At 63.7% G+C, this 24931-nt stretch carries 21 protein-coding genes and 1 pseudogene; 7 read left to right on the plus strand and 15 right to left on the minus strand.

The annotated features are described in order from the left end of the window. Positions 1-88: 88 nt before the first annotated feature. From tpx to J7655_RS11415, 4 genes are all read right to left on the minus strand, one after another. Positions 89-589, minus strand: a complete 501-nt coding sequence (gene tpx / locus J7655_RS11400; RefSeq protein ID WP_230924542.1) for a thiol peroxidase — start codon at positions 587-589, stop codon at positions 89-91. 175 nt (positions 590-764) lie between these two features. Beyond that, on the minus strand, positions 765-4445 hold the full coding sequence (locus tag J7655_RS11405; protein ID WP_230924543.1) for a translocation/assembly module TamB domain-containing protein: 3681 nt from the start codon (positions 4443-4445) through the stop codon (positions 765-767). Then, positions 4442-6169, minus strand: coding sequence for an autotransporter assembly complex protein TamA (locus J7655_RS11410; RefSeq protein WP_230924544.1), 1728 nt, complete (start codon positions 6167-6169; stop codon positions 4442-4444). The genes J7655_RS11405 and J7655_RS11410 overlap by 4 nt, the downstream gene beginning before the upstream one ends. A gap of 68 nt (positions 6170-6237) precedes the next feature. Next, on the minus strand, positions 6238-6882 hold the full coding sequence (locus tag J7655_RS11415; protein ID WP_230924545.1) for a GNAT family N-acetyltransferase: 645 nt from the start codon (positions 6880-6882) through the stop codon (positions 6238-6240). Between the two features lie 268 nt (positions 6883-7150). Between J7655_RS11415 and xthA the strand changes: the two genes are divergently transcribed. From xthA to J7655_RS11430, 3 genes are all read left to right on the plus strand, one after another. Continuing rightward, on the plus strand, positions 7151-7963 hold the full coding sequence (gene xthA, locus J7655_RS11420) for an exodeoxyribonuclease III (RefSeq protein WP_230924546.1): 813 nt from the start codon (positions 7151-7153) through the stop codon (positions 7961-7963). Positions 7964-8064: 101 nt separating this feature from the next. After that, positions 8065-9447: a substrate-binding domain-containing protein gene (locus J7655_RS11425; RefSeq protein WP_230924547.1), complete on the plus strand. Its 1383-nt coding sequence runs from the start codon at positions 8065-8067 to the stop codon at positions 9445-9447. Positions 9448-9608: 161 nt separating this feature from the next. Beyond that, a complete protein-coding gene (locus J7655_RS11430) occupies positions 9609-10598 on the plus strand; it encodes a TerC family protein (protein WP_230924548.1) in 990 nt (329 codons plus the stop codon). A 61-nt stretch (positions 10599-10659) separates the two neighbouring features. Here J7655_RS11430 and J7655_RS11435 read toward each other — a convergent pair whose 3' ends face one another. Beyond that, the gene (locus tag J7655_RS11435) at positions 10660-11889 is read right to left on the minus strand and encodes an acyl-CoA dehydrogenase (protein ID WP_230924549.1); all 1230 of its coding nucleotides are present in this window, start codon (positions 11887-11889) and stop codon (positions 10660-10662) included. A 149-nt stretch (positions 11890-12038) separates the two neighbouring features. Here J7655_RS11435 and J7655_RS11440 point away from each other — a divergent pair, with 149 nt between their 5' ends. Beyond that, complete coding sequence (locus J7655_RS11440) at positions 12039-12974, plus strand: LysR family transcriptional regulator (RefSeq protein WP_230924550.1); 936 nt, start codon at positions 12039-12041, stop codon at positions 12972-12974. Between the two features lie 62 nt (positions 12975-13036). On the opposite strand, the gene J7655_RS11445 is transcribed toward J7655_RS11440, so the two are convergent. Further along, positions 13037-13471: a DoxX family protein gene (locus tag J7655_RS11445; RefSeq protein WP_230924551.1), complete on the minus strand. Its 435-nt coding sequence runs from the start codon at positions 13469-13471 to the stop codon at positions 13037-13039. A 128-nt stretch (positions 13472-13599) separates the two neighbouring features. Then, complete coding sequence (locus J7655_RS11450) at positions 13600-14994, minus strand: MltF family protein (protein WP_230924552.1); 1395 nt, start codon at positions 14992-14994, stop codon at positions 13600-13602. Between the two features lie 270 nt (positions 14995-15264). Between J7655_RS11450 and J7655_RS11455 the strand changes: the two genes are divergently transcribed. From J7655_RS11455 to J7655_RS11465, 3 genes are all read left to right on the plus strand, one after another. Then, complete coding sequence (locus J7655_RS11455; RefSeq protein WP_230924553.1) at positions 15265-16092, plus strand: TatD family hydrolase; 828 nt, start codon at positions 15265-15267, stop codon at positions 16090-16092. A gap of 84 nt (positions 16093-16176) precedes the next feature. Beyond that, positions 16177-17643: a methyl-accepting chemotaxis protein gene (locus tag J7655_RS11460; RefSeq protein ID WP_230924554.1), complete on the plus strand. Its 1467-nt coding sequence runs from the start codon at positions 16177-16179 to the stop codon at positions 17641-17643. Between the two features lie 101 nt (positions 17644-17744). Further along, entirely contained in the window at positions 17745-18101 is a 357-nt protein-coding gene (locus J7655_RS11465; protein ID WP_230924555.1) for an Mpo1-like protein, read from the plus strand. Between the two features lie 24 nt (positions 18102-18125). On the opposite strand, the gene J7655_RS11470 is transcribed toward J7655_RS11465, so the two are convergent. The 8 genes and pseudogenes from J7655_RS11470 to J7655_RS11505 all read right to left on the minus strand — a co-directional run bounded on the left by J7655_RS11470 (position 18126) and on the right by J7655_RS11505 (position 24881). Then, positions 18126-18923, minus strand: a complete 798-nt coding sequence (locus tag J7655_RS11470; RefSeq protein WP_230924556.1) for an acyl-CoA thioesterase — start codon at positions 18921-18923, stop codon at positions 18126-18128. 106 nt (positions 18924-19029) lie between these two features. After that, a complete protein-coding gene (locus J7655_RS11475) occupies positions 19030-19800 on the minus strand; it encodes a CHAD domain-containing protein (protein WP_230924557.1) in 771 nt (256 codons plus the stop codon). Positions 19801-19834: 34 nt separating this feature from the next. Beyond that, positions 19835-21823: a transglutaminase TgpA family protein gene (locus tag J7655_RS11480; protein WP_275948849.1), complete on the minus strand. Its 1989-nt coding sequence runs from the start codon at positions 21821-21823 to the stop codon at positions 19835-19837. Then, complete coding sequence (locus J7655_RS11485; protein WP_230924558.1) at positions 21820-22773, minus strand: DUF58 domain-containing protein; 954 nt, start codon at positions 22771-22773, stop codon at positions 21820-21822. The genes J7655_RS11480 and J7655_RS11485 overlap by 4 nt, the downstream gene beginning before the upstream one ends. Next, the gene (locus J7655_RS11490; protein WP_230924559.1) at positions 22773-23690 is read right to left on the minus strand and encodes an AAA family ATPase; all 918 of its coding nucleotides are present in this window, start codon (positions 23688-23690) and stop codon (positions 22773-22775) included. Before J7655_RS11490 ends, J7655_RS11485 begins: the two co-directional genes overlap by 1 nt. Before the next feature lie 95 nt (positions 23691-23785). After that, positions 23786-23875: pseudogene (locus J7655_RS21060) on the minus strand (hypothetical protein); the annotation flags it as partial. 122 nt (positions 23876-23997) lie between these two features. After that, positions 23998-24603, minus strand: a complete 606-nt coding sequence (locus tag J7655_RS11500; RefSeq protein WP_230924561.1) for a flavin reductase family protein — start codon at positions 24601-24603, stop codon at positions 23998-24000. Further along, positions 24603-24881: a hypothetical protein gene (locus J7655_RS11505; protein WP_147809710.1), complete on the minus strand. Its 279-nt coding sequence runs from the start codon at positions 24879-24881 to the stop codon at positions 24603-24605. The genes J7655_RS11500 and J7655_RS11505 overlap by 1 nt, the downstream gene beginning before the upstream one ends. Positions 24882-24931 lie beyond the last annotated feature (50 nt).

Raw genomic sequence — 24931 nt, forward strand, 5'->3', positions numbered from 1 at the left:
GGCAAGAGACTCTCGAGGTGCCCGGACGTTCGCTCGGCCGACCAATAAAAACGGCCTGCACAGCAGGCCGTCTGGTTTTAGCGGATGCTTACTTGAGTACAGCGAGGGCTGCGGCGTAGTCAGGCTCGTCGGCAATTTCACCAACCAGCTCGCTGTGCAACACCTTGTCGTTTTCATCCAGCACCACCACGGCACGCGCGGCCAGGCCGGTCAGCGGGCCACTGGCGATGGCCACACCGTAGTGCTTGAGGAACTCGCCACCACGCAGGGTGGACAGGTTGACCACCTTTTCCAGGCCTTCGGCACCGCAGAAGCGTGCCTGGGCGAACGGCAGGTCGGCGGAGATGCACAGCACCACGGTGTTGTTCAACTGGCTGGCTTCAGCGTTGAACTTGCGCACGGAAGTGGCGCAGGTCGGCGTGTCGACGCTGGGGAAGATGTTCAGCACCTTGCGCTTGCCGGCCAGGCTGGCCAGGGTGACGTCGCTCAGGTTGCCCGCGACCAGGCTGAACGCCGGCGCCTGCTGACCAGCCTGCGGCAGTTGACCATCGACCTGTACCGGATTGCCTTTGAGAGTGACTTGCGCCATGGGAGTTTCCTTATCGTTCAGGGAGTTGAAGGGCAAATATGTGACACGGGCTTCGCCGCAGCGAATGCCCCATCGAATGGCAGGTCACGGCCCGACCATGCGTCCAGACTAGCGCAGAAGCGACGCCGATACACCGGAGACCGAGTAGGGATTTTAGCCAATGAACCTTTTGCCATCAGAAATCGCGCCGGTAGAACAGGTCGAGCGAACTGGCCAGGCCGCTGGCGGCCTCCAGATACAAGCGCCGGCTCAACTGGTAGCGCAGGGCCATGGTATTGGCCGGCTCGAACACCCCGACGCCATAGCGCAGACTGAGGCGCTCGGTGATATTGCCGCTGGCCACCACGCTGGTGGTCACCCCGCTGCCTTCGGTGTCGAGTTGAAAATCCTGAATACCCAGGCTGTTGGCCAGGCCGGTGGTGATCGAACTGCTGCCGGCCAACCCCAGCGCCAGCGCCGCCTGGCCCAGCATATTGTTGTCGCCACTGCCTTGCCCCAGCGGACGCCCCAGTACCAGGTAGGACAGCGCCTGCTCCTGGCTCATGGCCGGCTCGGCGAAGACCGTGGTGCTGGGCTGCTCGGCACTGCCGGACAGACGAATACCGGCGACCACCGTATCGACCCGGCGAATCGCCTCGACATCGAGAAACGGCTGATCGATGGGGCCAGTGAACAACAACCGTGCGCGGCGGATGGTCAGACGCTGGCCGTAGGCACGATAGCGGCCATTGGCCAGATCCAGCTCGCCACGGGTGTCGAGGTTATCGCCGATATGCACGCGCCCACGCAGGTCGGCGCTCAGGCCAAAACCGCTGAACGCCAGCTTGTCCTGACCGACCTCGACCTCGACATCCATGGCGACGCCGAGCCCCTCTTCGGCCTCTGGCACTTCACGCCCGACCACCTGCGCATCGCCGGAGACTTTCACCGTTGACGGTGGCAGCTCACGTACGCTGATCAGCCCGCGTGGCACGCCGACTTGACCGCTGATGGCCAGGCGCTGAGCACGTAGCTGCAATTGCAGGTCAGGTTCGACTTCCAGTTCGGCGTAAGGCTCGACCTTCACCGGCAGACGCCGGCCCTGCAGGGCCAGGTCGCCGCGCAGGCCTTCGGCCCAGGCAATTTCGCCACGCAGGTTGCCCTGGCCCTGCTCGCCACTGCGCCAGTTGCCGGCAAGCTGCACCCGCTCACCTGCGATCAGCGCCTGCAGCTGCAAGCCCTCCAGGCTCACCGGCAACTCGCTGCCGGACAGCTCGCCGCCCTCCAACCGCAGCTGGCCGTTGATCTGCGGCGCCATCAGCTGGCCACCGATAGTGCCACTGCCCTGCAGCTTGCCTTCGAGGGTGTCCGCCATTGCCACGAAGGGGCGCAAGACGGCGAGGTCGAAACCACTCAGACGAAACTCGCCGTTGACCGGCTTGTACGCCGGGCGCGGATCGATCTGCGCCTGCAGTGCCAGCTCACCGAGGCGTGCGCTGACGAAACGCAGTTGGCTGTCCACCCGCTGCGGACGCAACGTGCTGCTCAGACGCAGACTGTCATAGGGGAAATCCAGCCACTGCTGGTCATCTGCCTGACGAATGCGCAGGTTGCCGCTACCGGCGTCGAGCGTGATCTGGCCATTGGGGCCACTGTCCGGCAACTCGACCTTGAGCTGACCCTCCAAGCGACCCTGCCAGGCGAAATCCTCGGGCAACCAGGGCTGCAGGCTGGCCAGCGGGAAGTTCTCCAGGCGCCAGTCCAGGCTGGGCTGCGGCATCAGCCGTTGCTGCCCGCCACACAGACTGGCATCGCCGGACTGCCAGCAATGCGCGCCCAGGTTGAGCCGGCCACTGGCCAGACGCTCCAGGCTCGCCGCCTGCTGCAACTGCCAGTCCTGACCACCGCTCTGCACCCGGCCGCTGGCGATGCGCCCGCGCCAGTCGCCTTGTTCGCTCAAGTTGCCGTCCAGAGCCAGCGCCAGCTGCAGCAGCGGCCCTTGCAAATCGATAGTCAGCGCCTGACGACGCTGATCGCCACGGCCATCGGCCTGCAAGCGCCCGAGGTAGGTGTCGCCGATACGAATACCGCGCAGATTCAAACCCAGGCGCGCCTGCTGGCGAGCATCCAGCGTCGCGTCCAGTTGCAGGCGACGCAGACTGGGGTCGCCAAAGGCCAGGCGCTCACCACTGAGCGCCAGCTGGCCTTGCGGCGCCTGCAGGGTACCGGCCATGGACAACTGGCCCTGTATCTGCCCTTGCAAGCCAGGCCAGAGTTGCCCCAGGCGCGGCAACGCCAACTCCAGCTGACCACGCAAACGCTGATCCAGCGCGCCCTGGCCGCTGACCCGGTTGTCGCCCAGGCGTACCAGCAGTCGCTGTAACTGCCACTGCTCGCCGCTACCGCCGCCCTGCACCTGCAATTGCGCCGGTTGGCCGCGCAGGCGGCCATTGAGATCGATATCGGCTTGCGCCTGCAACGCCCCGGCGTTGAAGCTGCCGGAGGTGTTCAGCGGGCCGGCCAGATTTCCCGGCATCTGCGCCAACCAATAACCGGGGTCGAGCGCGCTGAGCTGCAACATGGCCTGCCAGTCGATGCCCTCGGCAAAACCGACCTTGACCACCCCCTCGGCACGCCCCTGGCCGGCCACCAGCTGCAATTGCGGCAGGCTGAACTGAGCGAGATCGCCACTGACCGGGCTGCTAAGGCTGAAGTCACCCGCAGGTCCCTGCAACTGCGCAGCGAAGTTACCCAGGAAATTGCCTTCGCTATAGCTGACTTCGGCCTGCAGTTGTTGCAGTGCCACGGGTGGCGGCTCGTCCAGCGGGTACAGGCGCTGCCAGGGAAAATCCAGCCAGTCCAGCCTGGCATCGACGCTGAACACTTCGCGCCAGGCCAGCGTGCCCTCGAGTTGCACATGTTGCGCTTCGGCCTCGATACGTAACAGCTCTATATCCGCACCGGCAGCATCGACACGCCCCCGCAGTTGCAGCGGCATCGGCGCCTGCTCGGCCGGCAGATTGGCCGTGCCTTCAATGCGGTAGCCACTGGCCAGATCACCCTGAGCCTTGAGTTGCAGCGCTTGCAAACGCAGGGTTGGCGGCAAGGCACTGCTGGCCTGAAAAGCGTCGCTGGTCAGACGCAACTCGGCCGGCAGGTGCTCGGCCAGCGCCTGCACCGAGCCCTGCAAGCGGGCGTCGAGATAGCCTGTGCTATCGGCCTCGACCTCCAGGCTGCGCTGCAATTCGCCGCCCACCTGCAGCGCCACCTGCCAGGGTTTGCCATCGACCTCGGGCAACTGCAGGCGCCCGCTCAAGGCCAGCGGCCAGCCACCCTGCGGCGTCAGACGACCGCTGACCTCCAGGCGCAGTTCATCACGCTGCAGGGCAAAACGTTGCAGGTCGACGCCCTGCTCGTTCCAACTGGCAATCAGTGCGACATCGCGCACCTGCGGCTGGCCGTCCAGAGTCAGCTCGCCCAGCTGGATATCGCCCAATTGCAGGCGCAGTGGCAGTTTTACATTGGGCAGACTGAGCGGTTCGCTGCCCGATTCGGCACCGGCCGGCAAGGTCACGGCCACCCGCTGCAGATGCAGGCGATCCAGGCACAGCGTCAGGCGCAGCAGGCACGACGGCGACCAGGTCATGTCCAGCTGCTGCAGCTCCACGCGCATCTCGTCCTGCTGCCAGATCAGCGCATCGGCCTGCCAGGCACCGCCCAGACGGCCTACGAAGTTGTCGACCTGCAAGCCTGGCACCTGGGCCAGCAGCGAACGGCTACCGCCCTGGGTACCGAGCAGCGTCCACAAAACGGCTACGAGCAGCAACAGCAGAGCGAACAGACCTCCGGCCAGCCATTTCAGCAGGCGCCGGGTCATAGTTCAGGCCCCATGGAGAAATGCAGGCGCACGCCACCCTCGTCGTCCAGCGCGTGGGCCAGATCCAGGCGCAGCGGGCCAACCGGCGAAACCCAACGCACACCGAAACCAACGCCGGTCTTGAGGGTGGGGAAATCCAGCGAGTCGAACGAATTGCCCTGGTCGATGAAGGTCGCCAGGCGCCACTTGTCGGTCAGGCTGTACTGGTACTCGGCGCTGGCAGCGAACAGGTAACGGCCGCCGATCTTGTCACCGCGATTGTTCTCCGGCGACAGGCTCTGGTAGTCGTAGCCGCGTACGCTCTGATCGCCACCGGCAAAGAAGCGCAGCGACGGCGGCACGGCAGAGAAACCATTGGTTTCGGTGCCGCCAAACTGTACGCGCCCCAGCAGGCGGTGATGGTCGAATACGGTGGTCAAGCCCTTGAGCATGACATTGCCATGCAACACGTTGGCATCGGACAACAGGCCATCGACGGCGCCACGCAGGTCGAACTGCAGGCGATAGCCCTGATTCGGATCGAGGCGGTTATCGCTGCGCAGCAGCGAGTAATTGACGCCCGGCATAAGCAAGGTGCTCAACCCGGAATCGTCGCCCAGGCGATATTCCTCGTGCTGCCATTTCACCGACAGCACGCGCTGCCAGCCGCCAGGGCGCTGGCTGTGCCATTCCGGGCCCAGGGTGAGCAGACGGCTGAGGCTGTCCTTGCTGGCCAGTTCTTCGTACTGATAGCCGCCAGCCAGACGCAGCTTATCGGTCAGCGGTGGATCACCAGGGATGTCGTACCACAGACCGACGTTCTGCCTTGGCGCCGACAGTTCGGTTTCCACCCCGTAGCTATGCCCCTGCGGGTTGCGCCAGTGGCGTGTCCAGTTGGCACGCAGGCGCGGCCCGACATCGGTGGAAAAGCCCAGCCCCAGGCCCATGGTGCGCGGCTCGCGAACCTGCAGCGTCACCGCAACCGGAATGCGCAACTGCTCGGCCTGGGCAGGGATGGCGTCGACCCTCACCGACTCGAAATAGCCGCTGGATTGCAGCGCCTGGTACAGCTCGGCGATCAGCTCGGAATCGTAGGGGGTGTCCGGCTCGAACGGCACCATACGCCGCAGCAGCGCTTTATCGAACGGGAAATCACCGCCGAAGGCTATATCGCCCAGGCTGTAGCGCGGCCCACTGGCGAAAACCAGTTCGATATCGGCCACCCCGGCAGCGGGGTCGACCTGCAAGCGCTGGCGGGTGAATCGGCCATCGAAGAAGCCGTAGCGCGAGGCCTGATTCTGAATCAGCCGCTTGGCATCCTCGTAGCGCCCGTGATTGAGCACCGAACCCGGTTGCAGACGGCTGGCACTGGGGATGCGAAAAGCCGACAGTTCGCTGGCCGGCCCTTCGATGCGAATGTCGACATGGCGCAGGCGAACGCGCTCACCGGGCTCGACTTCGAGTACCAGGCGCGGTGTTTCGCCCTCTTCGATACGGCTGCGAATACGCGCCTGGTAGTAACCCAGGGCCTGAGCAGCCTTGTCGGCCTCACCCTCGGCGATGCGCCGCAGGCGTCGCAATGACTGCGCGTCGCGTCCGTCGAGGCTGCCGACATAACCTTCGATATTGGCCTTGAGAGCCGAATTGCTCGGGGTAATTCGTACGTCCAGCTCGCCTGCGGCGAAGGCACCCGTACCGATCAGCAGCAGCACCAGGCTGCGCTGAAGATGTCCATATACGCTCATGGCGAGGGATGCTACCACGGACTAGCGCCCGAGCCAGAGGCGTTACACCTGAACCCGACAGTCGCAGTTCAGGCGCTGGCACGCACCACCGGCTGTGGGTTGGGATGGAAGAACACATGCTCGACCACCGGGCCGATGGCCAACTCACCAACCTCCTCGTAGCCCTGGCGCCGGTAGAACTCCAGGTAGCGCGCATTGCCGGTGTCCAGCACCACCCCTTGCGAGCCGCTGTCCTGCGCACACCAGTCGTGCAGGGCCTCGAGCAACTGTTCGCCGCGATGCTGCCCCTGGAACTCGGGGTGAATACCCAGTAGCGGCAGCACGTGGTAAGGCCCAGGCGGCAAACTGGCCAGCACCGCATCGTGGTATTCCAGATAACGTTTGGTGCAGCCGAAGCCGGTGCTCAGCAACATGCGCAGGCGCCAGCCCCAGCTTTCGGTGATGTCCAGGCGCCGTTGCGGTGGAGCGATCAGTGCCGCGCCGATCAGACGGTCATCGATCAGCAGACCGATGGCCGGCAAGTCCTCGGCGAAATGCTGCTGCACCAGTTCGCGAATCGTGGCGCGCACCCGCTGGTCGAAACCAGGGCGCTCGGCCTCGAATAGATAGGCGAAGGTCGGCTCATGACGATAGGCATGGTAAAGCAGCGAACGCACCTCACGGGCGTAACCACCATTGAGCATGCGCACTTCTGCGGGGGCGTTATGGGGCATGGTGGACCTCTGTTGTTATAGATTGTGGGTCAGGTGCGGTATAGCCAACTTAGCACCGCCGCACGCCCCCTGCCAGGCGCTGGCCGCCAGCGTCGAGGATCGGCTAGCATCGCCGTTTAATCTGAAAGTCGCGCAGCGACATCCTCTTATAGCCTTCTCCTGCCGCGAGAAGGTGGCGCGAAGCGTCGGATGAGAGAGGCATGCTGCGAAGGCTTTCATCATTCCGGATGCCTCTCGTGGCATGCCCGTTAGCCCAGGACCGCTGCCCATGAAAATCGTCTCCTTCAATATCAATGGCCTGCGTGCGCGCCCACATCAGTTGCAAGCCTTGATCGAGAAGCACCAACCAGATGTGATCGGCCTGCAGGAAACCAAAGTAGCCGACGAGCAGTTCCCCGAAGCCGAGATCCGCCAGCTCGGCTACCACGTGCATTACCACGGCCAGAAAGGCCACTACGGCGTCGCCCTGCTCTCGCGCCAGGCGCCGCTGAGCCTGCACAAGGGCCTCCCCGGTGATGACGAAGAGTCTCAGCGGCGCTTTATTTACGGCACCTTCGCCGATGCCAGTGGCAACCCCATCACCGTGATGAACGGCTACTTTCCTCAAGGTGAGAGCCGCGACCATCCCGTGAAATTCCCGGCCAAGCAGCGCTTCTATGCCGATCTGCAGCAGCTGCTGGTGGAGCGCTTCGACCCGCAGCAGGCGCTGGTGGTGATGGGCGACATCAACATCAGCCCGGAAGATTGCGACATCGGCATCGGCGAGCCCAATCGTCTGCGCTGGCTGAAAACCGGCAAGTGCAGCTTTCTGCCGGAAGAGCGCGAGTGGCTGGCGACCCTGAAGAACTGGGGCCTGGTGGACAGCTTCCGCCACCTCAACCCCGAGGTGAATGACCGTTTCAGCTGGTTCGACTACCGCAGCCGTGGCTTCGAAGACGAGCCCAAACGTGGTCTTCGCATCGACGTGATCCTCGCCAGCCAGCCGCTGCAGGCGCGCTTCAAGGACGCCGGCATCGACTACGAATTACGCGGCATGGACAAGCCATCCGATCATGCGCCGATCTGGCTGGAGTTGGAGTGAAATACCAATGCGTGACGAGCAGACGCCCCGTCACAAGACTGCAACCTGACTGACTTAATCTGCGCGGCACCTTATCCCACCCACTAGAAGGTGCCTGCCGCATGCCGCGCGCCCTGTCCGCTGATCGCGACCTCTGGGGTCGTACGCTGTCGCTGTTGCTGATCGGTTTCATCTGCTACACCCTGCCGCTTTCCGTCTTCGCTACGGCACTGCCAGCGTCGGAGGATAACCAGCCGCTGCTGCGCATTGAGGGTTCCAACACCATCGGTGCCAGGCTGGCGCCGGAACTGGTCAAGGGGCTGTTCGAGGCACAAGGCCTGCTGGACATCCATAGCGAGGACGGTACCCGGGCAAACGAGCAGCGTGTGCTGGCACGCCAGGCCGATGGCAGGGCGGTGGTTGTCGAAATTGCCGCTCATGGCTCGGGCACCGGCTTTACTGCACTCAGCGATGGCAGCGCCGATCTGGCCGCTTCATCGCGGCCGATCAAGGACAGCGAAGCCGCCAGCTTGGCCGCCCTGGGTGATCTGCGCAGCCCGCAAAGCGAACAGGTCATCGCCATCGACGGGTTGGCGATCATCGTCCACCCGTCCAACCCTGTCGCAGCGCTCAGCGTGGAGCAGATCGCGCAGCTGTTTTCCGGCGATATCGACGACTGGGCCACACTGGGCGGCAGGCCTGGCCAGGTGCGCCCCTACGCACGCGATGACAATTCCGGCACCTATGACACCTTCAAGGAGCTGGTGCTGGCCCCAGGCGGACGTACACTTGCGCCCCGCGCGCAACGCTTCGAGTCCAGCAGCCAACTGTCCGACGCGGTGAGCAGCGATCCCAATGGCATCGGCTTCATTGGCCTGCCCTACATCCGTCAGGCCAAAGCGGTCTCGGTCGCGTCTGGCGACTCCCAGCCAATGCCGCCGAGCACCACACTGATCGCCACCGAAGACTACCCCCTGGCACGCCGTCTGTTTCTCTACAACGCACCGCAACAGAGCAATCCCTGGGCCCGCGCGCTGATCGACTTCGCTCACAGCCCGCGCGGCCAGGCCATCGTCGACAGCAGCGGCTTCATCGCCCAGACCGTGCAGGCGGTGAAGGTCAACACAGATACTCAGATGCCCGCGGAGTACCGGCAACTGGCAAAACAGGGGCAACGCCTGTCGGTGAACTTCCGTTTCCAGGAAGGCAGCGCGACGCTGGACAACAAGGCCCATCGTGATGTGCGACGGGTGCTGGACTACCTCAAACAGCACGACAAGTTGCAAAACAAGGTGGTGCTGGTCGGCTTTGGCGACCCGAAAAGCGACCCCGAGCGCGCCGAGTTGCTGTCGAAGCTGCGCGCCATGGCCGTGCGCCGCGAACTGGCCAGGGAGGGCGTACTGCTGCGTGAAGTCACCGGCCTGGGCAGCGAGCTGCCGGTGGCAGCCAATGATCAGAACAATGGCCGCATCCGCAATCGCCGCGTGGAAGTCTGGGTCTACTGAGACCAGTAAATATTTTCTTACAAAGGCTTGGCAGCGCGACGACTCGACGCTAATCTTCGCCGCGCGTGACGCCGGGCCCCTCTGGCGGTGAGTTTTCTCACCGTGATGTCGGAGTCACTGAGTAGATATCTTTCAACTCAGGCAGACATAAGGGAGGGCTCATGGACGCTCTACTTGCCTTTTTGACATCCCCCATCTTCGGTACTCCAGGCTGGTTCTGGCTGGCCTTTCTGGTACTGATCATCACCCTTCTGGTGCTCGACCTCGGCGTGCTGCATCGCGATCAGCATGAAATCGAGATGCGCGAGAGCCTGTTGCTGTATTCCGGCTACTTCAGCGTCGGCGTCGCCTTCGGCGGCTGGATCTGGTGGCAGCTCGGCGGCACCAAGGCGATGGAGTACTACACCGGCTTTCTGGTCGAGCAATCGCTGTCGATGGACAACGTCTTCGTCATGGCGATGATCCTCGGTTACTTCAATATCCCGCGTAAGTACCAGCATCGCGTGCTGTTCTGGGGCATTCTCGGGGTGATCGTGCTGCGCGCGATCATGATCGGCCTGGGCACGGCACTGGTGCAGCAGTTCGACTGGATTCTCTACATCTTCGGTGCCTTCCTGCTCTTCAGCGGCATCAAGATGCTGCGCAGCAACGATACCGAAGCCCACCCGGACCTGGCGCAAAACCCGGTGATCCGCTTCGTGCGCAAGCACATCCGCGTAACCGACGACCTGCACGAAGGCAAGTTCCTGGTACGCCTGCAGGACAAGGTCAGCGGCAAGCCGCTGCTGTATGCCACTCCGCTGCTGCTGGCACTGGTGCTGATCGAGTTGGCCGACCTGGTGTTCGCCGTCGATAGCGTGCCGGCGGTGCTGGCCATCTCGCAGGACCCGTTCATCGTCTACACCTCGAACATCTTCGCCATTCTCGGCCTGCGTGCGCTGTACTTCGCCCTGGCCGCACTGATGCACCGTTTCATCTACCTGAAGTACGCTTTGGCGCTGGTGCTGATGTATATCGGTGGCAAGATTTTCCTGCATGACCTGATCAAGGTACCTGCCCTGCTCTCGCTTGCCGTTACCCTGGGCCTGCTGGCTGGTGGTGTGCTGCTGTCACTGCTGAAGACGCGCGACCAGAGCGCTCCGCAGCACTGATAAAGCCTCCAGCACCCATCAATGACAAGGCCCGCATCTGCGGGCCTTGTCATTTGCCTGATCAGCGACTGGCTTTCATCACGTCACGCGGCACATATTTACCGATTTCGTACTTGCCGATGGCGGCGCGGTGCACTTCATCCGGGCCGTCGGCCAGGCGCAGGGTGCGCTGCATGGCGTACCAGTAGGCCAGCGGGAAGTCGTTGGAAACCCCGGCACCGCCGTGCATCTGGATCGCCCGGTCGATCACCTTCAGCGCGACGTTGGGCGCCACTACCTTGATCTGGGCGATTTCGCTGGCAGCGATCTTGTTGCCCACGGTATCCATCATGTAGGCCGCGTTCAGGGTCAGTAGACGCGCCTGGTTGATCTCCATGCGCGAATCGGCGATGTGGTCGATGTTGCCGCCCAGGCGTGCCAGCGGCTTGCCAAAGGCGGTACGGCTCACGGCGCGTTTGCACATCAGTTCCAGGGCACGTTCGGCCATGCCGATCGAGCGCATGCAGTGGTGGATACGGCCCGGGCCAAGGCGACCCTGGGCGATCTCGAAACCACGGCCCTCACCCAGCAGCACGTTCTCGTAAGGCACGCGCACATTCTCGAACAGCACCTCGGCATGGCCATGCGGCGCGTCGTCGTAGCCGAACACCGGCAGCGGACGCAACACGCTGACGCCGGGGGCATCCATCGGCACCAGAATCATCGAATGCTGCTGGTGACGCGGCGCATCCGGATTGGTCAGGCCCATGAAGATCATGATCTTGCAGCGCGGGTCACAGGCGCCCGACGTCCACCATTTGCGGCCGTTGATCACCCACTCATCACCTTCACGGCGGGCATTGGCCTGCATGTTGGTGGCGTCGCTGGAGGCCACGCCCGGCTCGGTCATGGCGAAGGCGGAACGAATCTCGCCAGACAGCAGCGGCTCCAGCCATTGCTGTTTCTGCGCCTCGTTGCCGTAACGTACCAGCACCTCCATGTTGCCGGTATCCGGCGCGGCGCAGTTGAACGGCTCCGGGCCAATCAGCGAGCGGCCCATGATCTCGGCCAGCGGCGCGTATTCGGTATTGCTCAGGCCGGCGCCATAGTCCGACTCAGGCAGGAACAGGTTCCACAGCCCCTCGGCCTTGGCCTTGTTCTTCAGTTCTTCCATGATTGCGGTCGGCTGCCAGCGGTCGCCCTCGGCCACTTGCTGCTCGAACACCGCTTCGGCCGGGTAGACATAAGCCTCCATGAACGCGGTAACACGCTCACGCAGCTCTTGAACCTTGGGGGAATAGGCGAAATCCATGGAGATACCTGTTTGTGACAAAGGGTGAGAGGTTGTGGAAATGATGCTAGAACAGCGCTTAAGATTTATCGAACCTATTTTCAGCGTGTATGAACATTCATAACCGATATATGATCGATTGATATCGACGCCCCTGGAGCACTGCCGGCATGAACCTGACCAAGGTGGACCTGAACCTCTTCATCGTCTTCGACGCCATCTACACCGAGGCCAACCTGACCCGTGCCGGACAGATCGTCGGCATCACCCAGCCGGCGGTTTCCAACGCCCTCGCCCGTCTGCGCGAAACCTTCAACGACCCGCTGTTCGTGCGCACTGCCCAGGGCATGGTGCCCACGCCCATGGCGCAGAACATCATCGGCCCGGTGCGTAACGCCCTGCAGTTGCTGCGTGTCTCCGTGCAGGAGAGCCGCACCTTCAACCCGCAGCAGGCCGGCAAGACCTACCGCATCAGCATGACCGACCTCTCCGAGCAGATTCTCCTGCCGCCGCTGTTCCAGCGCCTGCGCCGTCTGGCGCCTAGCGTGTGCATCGAGAGTTTCCTGGCCAAGCGCCGCGAAACCACCAAGGAGCTGGCTGCCGGCCGCCTCGATTTTGCCGTCGATGCACCGCTCAACACCGACCCGCAGGTGCGTCACGTCAAACTGCTGGATGATCGTTACGTCTGCGCCATGCGCCCCGGTCACCCACTGGCCAAGGAAAAGATCAGCCTCGATGAGTACCTGTCACTGAGCCACATCCACATCTCCAGCCGCCGCAGTGGTCTCGGTTATGTGGATCTGGCCCTGGGCAAGATGGGCATCCAGCGCAAGATTGCCCTGCGCTCGCAGCATTACCTGATGGCCAGCAGCGTGCTGCAGCAGACCGATATGGTGATGACCGTGCCGGAGCGCTTCGCCCGCCGCCACAACCTGCATCATGTGACCTTACCGGTCGGTGATGTGCCGGCGCTGGAAACGCACCTGTATTGGCATGAGAGTACCGACCAGGACCCGGCCAACCGCTGGATGCGCGAGCAGATGATCGAACTGGCGCAGCAGGTCATTGCACAGGAAAAGAAAGCTGATCAGGCCGCTACCGCCTGACCGTTCGGCGCTTGATGCAAGAAGGCCCGCATGTGCGGGCCTTCTTGCTGGTAGCTGATCAATCAGCGCGCGAGCTTGCCATCGACCGACAGCTTGCCGGCACCTTCGAACACCAGCGCTACGCTGATGGCCAGCAGCGCCAGGGCGAACTCGTAGCCGTTGTTGCTCATGAAGAAACCGTTGGCCAGGTGCACGGTGACGATCGCCACCAGCATGGTTACCGCCAGCACCGCTGCCGCCGGGCGCACCAGCAGGCCGATGATCAGCGCCACGCCACCGAAGAACTCAGCGCTACCGGCAGCCAATGCCATCAGGTAACCCGGCGCCAGGCCAATGCTCTCCATCCACTGTGCGACGCCCGCCAGGCCATAGCCGCCAAACCAGCCAAACAGCTTCTGTGCGCCATGAGCGGCGAAGGTGATACCGGCGATGATGCGCAAAATGGTGATGCCGAAACCGGCCTGGCTGGCCGTGATGCTTTTGATCAGGGTGTTCATGAGGAGATTTCCTTTTGCAGTGTGGGGTAGATGGCGCACAGAATATCCAAATTAATCGATCTTAAAATCGCAAAATATGCCTAATAGTGATCGATTAATTTGATATTTATCTGACCATCAGCCGCTGACTACTGCGGCTCCAGCAGATAGCGCTCACGGTCATAAGCCAGGTAATACTTGTTGACCGCATTCACATAGCTCACCACCCCCATGCCCATCTGTTCCATGGCCACACGTTCGACCTGAAAGAACCACTGATTGGGGTTGAGGCCACGCCTGCGGGCCTCGGCACGCAGGCTCTGCACCCGTTGCGGGCCCAGGTTGTAACCGGCCAGGATAAAGGCCATGCGCTCGCGCTCGTTAAGCAGTGGGCTATTGAAGAAATTGCGCCGGATCATCGCCAGGTACTTGCTGCTGGCCTGCACATTGCCATCGATATTCTGGATGTTGCTCACGCCGACAGTGCGCGCGGCGGCCGGGGTAATCTGCATCAGCCCGGTCGCCCCGCTGGCGCCACGCGCCGAGGGGTTGAGCGTCGACTCCTTGAAGGCCAGCGCTGCCAGCATCAGCCAATCGAAGCCCTGCTGCTCGGCATGCTGCTGCAGCACCGGACGTACCCGTTCCAGACGCTGGCGCTCGGTACGACCAAAGGGAGAATGCACCTTGTACAGCCGGCGATAGACGCGCTGAAACGCAGCATCCTGATCTGCCGGGCTCCTGTAGCTGCTGAAGAAGCGATCGATGCTGGCGCGCAGCATTGGCGCATCGGGGCGTACGAACCACTTCATATCGCCGTCACGGGCCAGTACCAGATGCCTGTCGACACGTAACCTGGGCATCACCTTGGCCCAGCGCTCGGCAATCGGCAGCTCCACCGCCGTACGTTCGAAGATGCCGGCCTGAACCATCTCCAGCACATCCTCGACGGCCAGGCTGGGGTCGACCCACTCGACCACCATCGGCGGCAACTTGCGATCCGCCAGTTGCTGGTTGATCAGGCGCAACGCCTCGCCCACGGCACTGCCCGCCGGCAATGAGAGGCTGCGCCCGGCCAGTTGCTCAAGGTTGCGGTAGTGCCTGTTGCCCTGCTTCGAGACCACCACCAGCGGCACTTCACGGCGAATTGCCGTACTGGCGCTGACCTCATGCCCCGTGCGCACATTGAGCAACTCGCCCGGCGCGACCAGATCACCCTCGCCACGCTGCAGCGCACCGAGCAGTTGATCCTTGGCCTTGGGAATGATCTTCAACTTGAGGCTGCGCCCATCGCGGGCATTGCGATTGAGGTACTGCTCAAAGGCGCGCAGGCGGTGATACTCGACGCCAATGCTCTGGCCCTTCACCAATCCCGAGCTGTTGCGGCTCTGGTTGACCAGCACGCGCAGTTCGCCACTGCTGCGAATAGCTGGCAGATCACGCGCGCTGCGGGCCTGCCCACCGACCTCTGGCGGGCCAGCCAGGCGTGCGCTGACCGGCAGCGGCAGCATGGCCAGCAGACACAGGATCAGCAGCAATCGCGACATCGATTCTCCAGAAAAGACGGTTGGCCGCCGAAACTTCGTCGTGGGCCTGCTGCTCGCCGATGCGCGACAGACGGCGTCAGACCCTGAGCTCGCAGAACAAGTTCCCAAGCCGGACAGGGGCGCGGAGATTGGCACAGGCGAGCGCTCCGGCGCCACCCCACAACCTTGCATGAACCTTAAAAACAGCGAACAAGTTGTTGTTTTAAATCGACTTCCTGACGAATGGACGGCTTCTGCTATTCTGCTCTTTCGCGTTCAACAGGTGGCACCATGCAACTCATCGATATTGCCGTCAATCTCACCCACCCCAGCCTCGCCGTGCAGGCCGAAGCACTGCTCGAGCGCGCCTACGCAGCCGATGTGTGCCAGATGGTGCTGACCGGCACCAGTCTGAACGAAAGCGAGGCAAGCCTGACACTTTGCCGACAACTGGACGACAGCGGCCAGCGCCTGTTCAGCACGGCCGGGGTTCACCCCCACGCAGCCAGCACCTGGGATGCCAGCAGCGGCAACACCCTCAAGGCCTTGTTACAGGAAGCACAGGTGCGCGCCGTCGGTGAATGCGGGCTGGATTTCGACCGTGACTTCTCACCACGCCCCGCGCAGGAGAAGGCGCTGGAAGAACAGCTGGCACTGGCTGTCGAGTTACAGATGCCGGTGTTTCTTCACGAGCGTGAAGCCAGCCAGCGCATGCTGGAGATCCTGCGCGACTATCGCGACCGGCTACCGGCAGCCGTGATCCACTGCTTCACCGGCGAACGCCGTGCACTTTATGCCTATCTCGATCTCGACCTGCACATCGGCATCACCGGCTGGGTTTGCGACGAGCGCCGTGGCACGCACCTGCACCCGCTACTCAGAGATATTCCCGACGAGCGCCTGATGCTCGAGACCGACGCGCCCTTTCTGCTGCCACGTACCCTGCGACCCAAGCCCAAGAGCGGGCGTAACGAACCGGCCTTCCTCGGCGAGGTGCTGCGTGAGGTGGCGCTGCACCGAGGTCAGCCCGAAGACAGCCTGGCGGCACAGACCACGCGCAACGCGCGGCTGTTCTTCGGCTTACCGGTCATACTGGATGGGCCACCACCAGAGTCTTGATTGACGTCAAGACTCCGGCTTTTTCCCAAGGCATACTGCTGGCACTTAGCCAACAGCGAATGCAGCGAGATGGATAATCAAAGCATGGGTGCCTGGATCAGCAACCTTTCTCTCAAGTACAAATTCTGGGCAGTCAACGCCGTTGCCTTCGTCATCAGCCTGATGCTGGTGCTGTTCGCCCTGCAGACCGAGCAGCAGGCACGCAGTGGCGATGCCCGGCAAGCGGCAATCGAGCAGGCGCGTCTGCTCCAGCAATGGCCAGCGCAGGCGGCATTGCCCACTTCGAGCAACGTTCAGCTACTGCAGGGCGACAGCCTGCCGGGCGCGCAAGGCACCCCGGACGCCAGCGGCTGGCAGACACTGGCACACGATGCCTGGTTCGCCGACTCGCCCCTGATCGGCGCCCAGCGTGTCACCCTCGGCGATGGACGCACCCTGGCGATCCTGGCGCGCGCGCCCAGCCTGCTCGATCTGTTCACCCAGCATGCCCTCACCTACGCCGTCGCTGTCGCCGTGCTGATGCTGTTGCTGCTGGCTGCCTCGCAGTTGTTGATCCGCTTTCTGCTCAGCCACCTCAATACCCTCAAGGATGTCATGTTGCAGGCCGAGCGCAGCGGCGACCTGTCTCTGCGAGTGCCGCTGGACGGCCGCGACGAGGTCGGCCAGATGGCCGCCGCCTTCAACGCCATGCAGGCAGGTTATCAGCGTGTGGTCGGCACCGTCGGCCAGGTCGCCAGTGAGCTGAACAGCGGCACCCGCGACATGGCCGAGCGCATGGGTGCAGTGCGCCAGGGCATGCTCAGCCAGCAAAGCGAAACCGACCAGGCCGCCACCGCGATCAACGAAATGTCGGCGACCGTGCAACACATTGCCGAGCATGCCGGCACCACCCGCGATCAATCCCAGAGTGCCGATCAACTGGCCCGCGCCGGTCAGCACGTGGTCGAGCGCGTCGAACAATCCATCGCCGCCCTGTCGCAGGGGGTGCGCCAGAGCGCTGCCAGCATCGAGCGGCTGGCCGAAGACAGCCAGCACATCAACCGCGTGGTCGGCGTGATTCACGGCATCGCCGAACAGACCAACCTGCTTGCACTCAATGCCGCCATCGAGGCTGCTCGCGCCGGTGAAATGGGTCGTGGCTTCGCCGTGGTCGCCGATGAGGTGCGTAACCTGGCCAAGCGCGTGCAGGACTCCACCGATGAAATCACCCAGATGATCGGCAGTCTGCAGGGCGGCACCCGCGACGCTGTGGAATTCATGCGTGAAAGCTCGGAGAGTGCCAACCAATGCGTCCAACTGGCGCAAGAAGCGGGCGAGTCTCTGGCCGCGATCACCGCCGCCGTGGCGCTGATGCGTGAGAGCAATACGCAGATCGCCGTGGCCGCAACGCAGCAAAGCCAGGTCGCCGAAGAGATGAGCCGCTCGGTGGTGGGCATCCGCGACGTCACCGAGCAGACGGTCGGTCAGACCCTCGAATCGGCCGCCACCAGCCAGCAACTGGCGCAGTTGGCCGGCGAACTGAACAAGGCCATCGGCCAGCTGCGGCTGTAATCGGCAGCCCCAGGATGAATCTATCCCAGCCATAGCCAAGAGCAATTCGTCGCTCGCTCCTGGCGGTTCTAGACTCGCTCTATCGAGTCGAGGACCGCATCATGAACAAGCGCCTTCCCAACCTGCTGAGCAGGCAGTGGCGTCACTACGCCGACCAGCACCAGCATCCGACCAACCTGCTGCTGCACCTGCTCGCCGTGCCGCTGTTTCTGCTGTCGCTGGCGCTGCTGCTGATCGGCCTCTGGCAACCGGGTTTCGTACCACTGGTGCTTGGCGCCATCGGCCTGTATGCCGCCCTGGCCCTGCAGGCGCGGGGGCATCGTCTGGAGCAGAATCAACCGGAACCCTTCCGTGGCCGGCGCGACGCCTGCAAGCACCTGTTGCTGGAACAGTGCGTCACCTTTCCGCGCTTCGTGCTCAGCGGCGGCTGGTGGCGCACCTGGCGCAAGCGCAAGTAGCCTGCGCCCAGCCGACGCGCACGCTCAGGCAAATACCGTGACGGTCTGCCGGCTCAGGGCAATCAGCTCGCCCGCCGGGCTCCATATCGCCGCCGCCACATGGCCATAGCCATCGCGGGCATGTTCGATATCGGCACGGTACAGGCACCAGTCGTCACTGTTGAGAGTGCGTAGCGGCTGGACGAATTCGATGGTCCAGGTCAGTGAGCTGCCCGGCGCCGGGCTTTTCAGATAAGGCAGCACCGCAGGCGGCCAGGCATCGACCAGTGCCAGCAGATGCGCTTCGCTCATCGCCTGTGGCACGCTCTCGCCGCGCAGCCGCACCCAGCCGCCCATCTGCCGTGAGGGCGTATTGCTGAACGGCATACCGCCAATGCCCCAGCGCATGGCCAGAAAGCGGGTGAATTCCGGTGTGACGTTACGCACGTAGGGCAGCTCCTGGCACTGCTCGGCCGGCGTGATCTGTGGTGCGGCCAGCGCCTCCACGGCAACCGATGAGGGACGAGAGGCGCCAAAGCTGCCCTGAACCACGGTCATCACCTGGCCATCCTGAACCGCACGCAGGAACATCTGGCTGACCGCCTTGCCCTCGCGCAGCACTTCGGCCTGAAAACTCACCGGGACATCCGGCGCCACCGGGCCGACGAAGGTAATGGCCAATGAACGCAGCGGCCGGTTCTCGGGCACCTTGGCGCGCATCGCCTCGAATGCCAGTGCGGCGACCAGCCCACCGAAACTGGCGCGCCCCTGGCCCCACTCCGGCGGAATCACCACGGCATGAGGATCGCGGCGTACCGCTTCGAGCATTTCGGAGAAGATCATAAGCACCTCGGCATTCATCGATGGCGACGATCTTAGGGGATGCCGGCCGCGCAACGATAGCCCGGGAGGATGGCTAGTCGGTCATATTGGCGGCGAAAATGACACCCTATTTCGCCTTGGGAAAATCGCCATAGAGCGCCAGCAGGGCGTCATCCGCACGCCGTTCGGCCGCCCACTGGGCCTGTAACCAGGCAGCCCGACAAGGCTGTAACGCTTCGCTTGCTTCGGCCTGTGCCAACCACTGCAGATGATCATGCCAGTCACCGAGTGCACTCTGCGCACGCTTGAGCCTGAGCTGCGCCGCCTTGCTCAGGCCACTGTGCTGCGGATAGGTTTCAGCAGCGTAGCGCACACGTTTGATCAGCAGGCGCAGGCGATGACGGTCATGGGCGGGATCACGCAGCGCATCGGCCAGCTGCCGTTGCTGGCGGCGCAGGCGCCGGCGAATACGCCGGCCCAGATCACTCAACAGCCCCTGACGGGCGGCCTCACGCCAACTTGCCGGCCAACGGTCGAGCAGATGCAGGACATCCATCAGCTCACGGGAGGTCGCAAGCATGGCGTAGCCTGCCGCACGTGATGGCGCATCAAGCGGTAGCAGGTGTGACAGCTGTCTGCCGGTCAACTCGGCCAGTAATACCTCGCGGTCACGCAACGGGCCGCTGAGACGCCCCAGTACGGCCGCGCCCTGCTCCAGGGCATCCACACCCGGCAAACCACGCAGCGGACGCAACAGGCTGCGCAGTTGACGCAGGGCAATACGCAAATCATGTAGCGCTTCGCTATCGGTGCAGTCGGCCAAGCGGGCCTGGCAGGCATACAGGCGTACCTGCAGGGCCAGGACGCGGTACAGGCAATGTTCGCTCAAATCACTCATGCGGACTCCCAGAGCAAGATACCTCTGCACTGTATCACTGGCGCGACAGGCGCCAGGGCAAAGCCTTGCGTACCTGCCTCAGCGCGTGCACCAGGGCGGTACGCGAAGCGGGCTGCAATGCATAGCGCTGCTGTTCGAAACAATGCGCGAAAGCCTCGATCTGCTCAGCCTGTGCCGGCAGTTCGCGGGCAGCCCGCAAGGCGAATGAGCGTGCGCCCTCGCCCGTTTCGCGGCGTACGCCATGGCGCGCCAGCACACGCTCGAACTGGCGGAAAATCTGACGCTGTGGATCAGCCCGTTGCTGCCAGGGCTTGAGCAAGCACAGCGCCAGCAGGCCAATCAACAGCGCACCGGTGCCCACCAGGGCGAGCGCCAGACGCTGCCAGTCGAGGCTGCCGAACCAGTTCTGCAGCAGTTTCAGCTGCTGCTCACCCTGATACCCCAGCACCCAGCGCTGCCAGCCGTAGTTGAGGTTTTCCCAGCTCAAACGCAGCTGATTGAGCCAGGTCAGCTCGCGGTAGCGCAGCGGCGAGAACGGCTGATCCTCGAGAAAACCATCCTCTTCGGCCAACGCCTCCTCCAAGCCCTGCTCGATACGCTCGGGGGCAAACTGGAAGGTCGGATCCACGCTGCGCCAGCCCTGCCCCGGCTGCCAGTACTCGACCCAGGCATGCGCATCGAACTGGCGCACTTGGACGTAGTTGCCAGCAGGATTGAGCTCACCGCCCTGGTAGCCGGCCACGACCCGCGCCGGAATACCCGCTGCACGCAGCACGAAGGTCATGGCGCCGGCATAGTGCGCACAGAACCCGCGCCGCGTGTCGAACAGGAACTCATCGATGCTGTCAGCACCCAGCGGCTGCGGACGCAGGGTATAGACATAGGGCTCGCGATTGAAATGCTGCAGTATGGCCGCCACCAGCGCATCGCTCTGTGGATACTGCGCCTTCAGCTCGGCTGCCCAGGCGCGGCTACGCGGATCGCCCTGCGGCGGCAACTGCAGCGCCTGGCGCAATCCAGGCGGCTCGCCCTGCGCCTCGCGCACAGCCTCTGGCCAGGAGCGCACCTGGTACAGCAGTGGCCGATCCGCCGGGCGCAGCCGCTGCCAGCGAAAGTCACTCATCATCCGTGCGCCGTCCTGGGTCATCTCGCCAACGTCGAGGGCGAACAGCCAGCGCTTGCCACTGGGCTGCATGATGATGCTGTAGTCGAGCGGGTCTCCGGCCTTGCTCCACTGCGCGGACATCGGTACATCCGCGTAAGCGGACTGCGACCAGCGCCGGCCATCGAAACGCTCCAGCGTCAGGGCACGCCAGTACAGTTGTTCGCGCGGCGGCACGTCACCTTCGAAGCTGGCGCGAAAGGCCAAGGCCGGGGAGCGACTGAGTTCGGCGATATCGGCCGGTTCCATGCTGTCCGACAGGCCGGTGACGCCCTTGTCGCTGGGCAGTGGCAGCGACCACAACGGTCCCATGCGCGGGAAGAAGACGAACAGCAGCACCATCAGCGGTATCGCCTGCAACAGCAGCCCACCGGCCAGGCGCAGGGTCGGCCAGGGGCGCTCGGCGAAACCACTGTGCTGCAAACCAACCAGGGCAGCCAGCAAGGCAGCGACCGGCAACAGACTGTAGAGCGCTGAGAGGATGCCGTCCTCGAACAGGTAGGCGGTCACCACGCAGAAGAAACCGAGGAAGATCAGTACCAGCGCATCACGTCGCGTGCGCATCTCCAGCAACTTCAGAACGAAGGTGGCGATCAGCAGCACCACGGCGGCATCCAGCCCGACCAACGTGCCACGCGACAGCAGGATACCGGCCAGCACCAGCAGCATCAGCCCGCCCTTGACCCAGCCACCGGGATAAGGGGCACGCATGCGAAAGATCTGTACGCGCCAACCGGCAGCGCCCAGCCATAGCGCGATCATCCACAGCGGCAGATGCACCAGGTGCGGCACGATCACCAGCACCTGGGCGACCAGCAACCAGGTCAGGGCGATCCTCGGGATACCCGGCAGGCTGCTCATGCGCGTGCTCCGAACAACGCCAGGGCACGCAGGCAGGCATCGCGGTGGCCCTCGCCATAATCCGGGGCAATCACCTGCCCCGGCAGTTGCAGACCGAAGGCCTGCTGACGCTGAGATAACTGCAGCACCCAATGACAGAGCAGCGAAAGGCGCGTTTCACTGTCGCCTCCCAGACTGTCGAAATCCAGCCACAGGTCACGCCCGCTGAGCATGGCGAAATCCTTGACCAACAGGCCCTGGCCGCGCGAATAGGCCTTCCAGTCCAGGCGCCTTTTCGAGTCACCCGGCTGATACTCGCGCAAGCCCTGAAAATCATCGGCGCCCTGGCCAAGGGCGCGCAGGCCTTCTTCCTGCTCGTCACCGAGGCCTGCTGACAAAGGCAGATCGCCTTCCAGCGGCTGCGGGTAGACCAGCACGGCCTGATCCAGATCGACCCAACTCCAGGCCACCAGCAAACCCAGAGGGAAACGACTTTCCACACGCAGGCGCTCAGGCCTGAGCCAGCCACGTCGCGTCGCCGGCAGACTCAGCTCCACCTCGCTCTGCCCTTTTCGCGGCACATCACGCAGCATCAGTTCGGCTGGCGGCCAACCGAGCGCGATGGCCTGGTGCTCGCGCTCGCGGCTTTCCAGGCGCACGCGAAAACGCGCCTGCTCGCCGACGAACACCGCAGCGCCGCCACCCGCCTTGAGCACCAGCCCGGCCAGGTTGCGGTAGGTGTGCAGAATGGTGACGACGAACACCGCCATCAGTAGAAAAGTCAGGCCATAGGCCAGGCTGTTCTGGTAATTGATGCCCACCAGCAGCATCAGCAGCAGTGCCACGGCAAATGCGCCCCCCACGCGGCTGGGCAGGATGAAGATACGCCGCTGGTTCAAACGCACGCTGGCCGCTGGCGGAATGCGCCTGGCCAGCCAGCGCTGCCAGAGCGGCTTCAACGCGGCACGCATCAGAGCGCCGGCACTTCACGCAGCAGCCATTGCACCAGGCCGCCGCCGCCATGGCCAGCCGGGTCGGCGCGCTCGCGCAGGCGATGGCCAACCACCGAGGGCAGTACGGCCTGCACGTCTTCGGGAATCACATAATCACGCTCGGCCAGCAAGGCCCAGGCCCGTGCCGCCGCCAACAGCGCCAGACTGGCACGCGGCGACAGGCCCCAGGCGAACTGCGGCTGGCTACGCGTGGCCTCGACCAAACGTAGCACATAGTCGACCAGGGCATCGCTGGCGCGTACCTTCGGCACCTGCGCCTGCAGGCGCGCCAGCTCGGCGTGATCGAGGATCGGCTGCAAACGCGGCAGCAGGTCGCGCCGCGCATCACCCAGCAGCAGCGCACGCTCTGCAGCCTGCGCCGGATAGCCCAGCGAAAGACGCATGAGAAAGCGGTCAAGCTGCGATTCCGGCAAGGCAAAGGTGCCGCCGCTGCTGACCGGGTTCTGCGTGGCGATCACGAAGAATGGCTCGGGTAACGGCCGGGTCGCGCCCTCGATGGTCACCTGCCCCTCCTCCATGGCTTCGAGCAACGCACTCTGGCTCTTGGGCGTGGCACGGTTGATCTCATCGGCCAATACCAGCTCAGCGAAGATCGGTCCGGGATGGAAGACGAACTGGCCGCTGTCCTTGTCGAATACCGAGGTGCCGAGAATATCCCCGGGAAGCAGGTCGGAGGTGAACTGAATACGCTGGAAACTCAGCCCCAGCACGCGCGCCAGGGCATGGCTGAGGGTGGTCTTGCCCATGCCCGGCAGGTCTTCGATCAGCAGGTGTCCGCGTGCCAGCAGGCAGGTCAGCGCCAGACGCACCTGCGCCTCCTTGCCCAACACCACCTGATTGACCGCGTCGAGACAGGCATCGAGTTTGCTTCGCATCGTTCACTCCTTATGCAGAGGGTCGATGCTACTGGGGCGCAGGCATGCGGCATAGCGCCATGACATTTTTGCTCACGAAACTGTGAGGCCCGCCGCTATACCAGGTGAAATTGCCCAGCCATTCCCTGCAGCTCGCGCCCCAGCTCGGCCAACTGAATGCTCGAGGCAGCGGTTTCGCCCATGGCCTCCAGGGCGGTCTCGGCCTGGTTCGCGGCGCCAACCTTCAGGCAAGCCAGGCTGGCACTCTGCTGCATATCCAGCAGCGCCAACAGCCCGGTTACGATCACCAGAACGTTCGGAAGCAGTATCAGGGCCGCTGCATCTGGAACAGATCGAGCGTGCGGCAATAGGCACTGCCACCCAGGCGCCCGACCAGATCGAGCTTGAGTGGATCGAGACGGCCCTGCTCGTTGAGCACGGCATCATCGATATGCGCCAGCAGCACTTCGGCGAAGATCAGGTGACAATTGGGCTGCTGCGGCGGATAGGGCTGAATCTGCGCCACGCGGCACTCGAAGGTCACCGCTGCGCCACTGACACGCGGCACGTCGATACGCTCGCAGGGCTGGCTGGCAATGGCGCAGTGGGCGAACTCGCTGACCTCATGCGGCAGCAGCGCGGCACTGGCATTCATTGCCTCGGCCTGGGCGAAGCTGACTAGTTGAATCGCCAGCTCGCCGCTGGCCTGGGCATTGTGCAGGGTATCCTTGAGGCTGCCGTCATCACGGGTGTTGACGTTGACCAGCACGGTCGGCGGGTTGTCGCTGATCACCTGAAAGAAGCTGAACGGCGCGAGGTTGGCCACGCCCTCGGCCGAGCGGGTCGACACCCAGGCGATGGGCCGTGGCGTGACACTGGACGCCAGCCAGCGATAAGTCTCGAGCGGGCTCAGATCAGCGAAATCGATCTGCATCAGCGCCCCGCTCGCGATTCGCGGATGTAGAAACGCGCACGTTCGGCCTTGCTGACACAGCCTTCATAGGCCTCGAACTGCTGCTGAGTCTTGGCGGCGGTGAGCAGCGAAAGCGCCTTGGAATAGCTCACGGTGCCGGCGAAACCTTCGGCCTCGGCGATGCTCAGCTCCTTCCAGGCGGCATCCAGCTGGTTGGCGCAGGTCTCGCGGTAAACGGTCTTGCCGGCACAGCCGGTGAGCATCACCGCCAGCAGCGGCAAACAGATCCAATGTTTCATCGACCACACTCCTCGGGAGGGACAGGACTACAGGTTGGCTCATCTATGAC

The sequence above is a fragment of the Pseudomonas wenzhouensis genome (genome assembly GCF_021029445.1).
In the GTDB taxonomy this organism is placed as follows: domain Bacteria; phylum Pseudomonadota; class Gammaproteobacteria; order Pseudomonadales; family Pseudomonadaceae; genus Aquipseudomonas; species Aquipseudomonas wenzhouensis.

What these genes read in the sequence shown, in the direction of transcription:
- tpx (WP_230924542.1), bottom strand. Translation starts at nt 589, where the DNA reads ATGGCGCAAGTCACTCTCAAAGGCAATCCGGTACAGGTCGATGGTCAA.
- J7655_RS11405 (WP_230924543.1), bottom strand. Translation starts at nt 4,445, where the DNA reads ATGACCCGGCGCCTGCTGAAATGGCTGGCCGGAGGTCTGTTCGCTCTG.
- J7655_RS11410 (WP_230924544.1), bottom strand. Translation starts at nt 6,169, where the DNA reads ATGAGCGTATATGGACATCTTCAGCGCAGCCTGGTGCTGCTGCTGATC.
- J7655_RS11415 (WP_230924545.1), bottom strand. Translation starts at nt 6,882, where the DNA reads ATGCCCCATAACGCCCCCGCAGAAGTGCGCATGCTCAATGGTGGTTAC.
- xthA (WP_230924546.1), top strand. Translation starts at nt 7,151, where the DNA reads ATGAAAATCGTCTCCTTCAATATCAATGGCCTGCGTGCGCGCCCACAT.
- J7655_RS11425 (WP_230924547.1), top strand. Translation starts at nt 8,065, where the DNA reads ATGCCGCGCGCCCTGTCCGCTGATCGCGACCTCTGGGGTCGTACGCTG.
- J7655_RS11430 (WP_230924548.1), top strand. Translation starts at nt 9,609, where the DNA reads ATGGACGCTCTACTTGCCTTTTTGACATCCCCCATCTTCGGTACTCCA.
- J7655_RS11435 (WP_230924549.1), bottom strand. Translation starts at nt 11,889, where the DNA reads ATGGATTTCGCCTATTCCCCCAAGGTTCAAGAGCTGCGTGAGCGTGTT.
- J7655_RS11440 (WP_230924550.1), top strand. Translation starts at nt 12,039, where the DNA reads ATGAACCTGACCAAGGTGGACCTGAACCTCTTCATCGTCTTCGACGCC.
- J7655_RS11445 (WP_230924551.1), bottom strand. Translation starts at nt 13,471, where the DNA reads ATGAACACCCTGATCAAAAGCATCACGGCCAGCCAGGCCGGTTTCGGC.
- J7655_RS11450 (WP_230924552.1), bottom strand. Translation starts at nt 14,994, where the DNA reads ATGTCGCGATTGCTGCTGATCCTGTGTCTGCTGGCCATGCTGCCGCTG.
- J7655_RS11455 (WP_230924553.1), top strand. Translation starts at nt 15,265, where the DNA reads ATGCAACTCATCGATATTGCCGTCAATCTCACCCACCCCAGCCTCGCC.
- J7655_RS11460 (WP_230924554.1), top strand. Translation starts at nt 16,177, where the DNA reads ATGGGTGCCTGGATCAGCAACCTTTCTCTCAAGTACAAATTCTGGGCA.
- J7655_RS11465 (WP_230924555.1), top strand. Translation starts at nt 17,745, where the DNA reads ATGAACAAGCGCCTTCCCAACCTGCTGAGCAGGCAGTGGCGTCACTAC.
- J7655_RS11470 (WP_230924556.1), bottom strand. Translation starts at nt 18,923, where the DNA reads ATGATCTTCTCCGAAATGCTCGAAGCGGTACGCCGCGATCCTCATGCC.
- J7655_RS11475 (WP_230924557.1), bottom strand. Translation starts at nt 19,800, where the DNA reads ATGAGTGATTTGAGCGAACATTGCCTGTACCGCGTCCTGGCCCTGCAG.
- J7655_RS11480 (WP_275948849.1), bottom strand. Translation starts at nt 21,823, where the DNA reads ATGAGCAGCCTGCCGGGTATCCCGAGGATCGCCCTGACCTGGTTGCTG.
- J7655_RS11485 (WP_230924558.1), bottom strand. Translation starts at nt 22,773, where the DNA reads ATGCGTGCCGCGTTGAAGCCGCTCTGGCAGCGCTGGCTGGCCAGGCGC.
- J7655_RS11490 (WP_230924559.1), bottom strand. Translation starts at nt 23,690, where the DNA reads ATGCGAAGCAAACTCGATGCCTGTCTCGACGCGGTCAATCAGGTGGTG.
- J7655_RS11500 (WP_230924561.1), bottom strand. Translation starts at nt 24,603, where the DNA reads ATGCAGATCGATTTCGCTGATCTGAGCCCGCTCGAGACTTATCGCTGG.
- J7655_RS11505 (WP_147809710.1), bottom strand. Translation starts at nt 24,881, where the DNA reads ATGAAACATTGGATCTGTTTGCCGCTGCTGGCGGTGATGCTCACCGGC.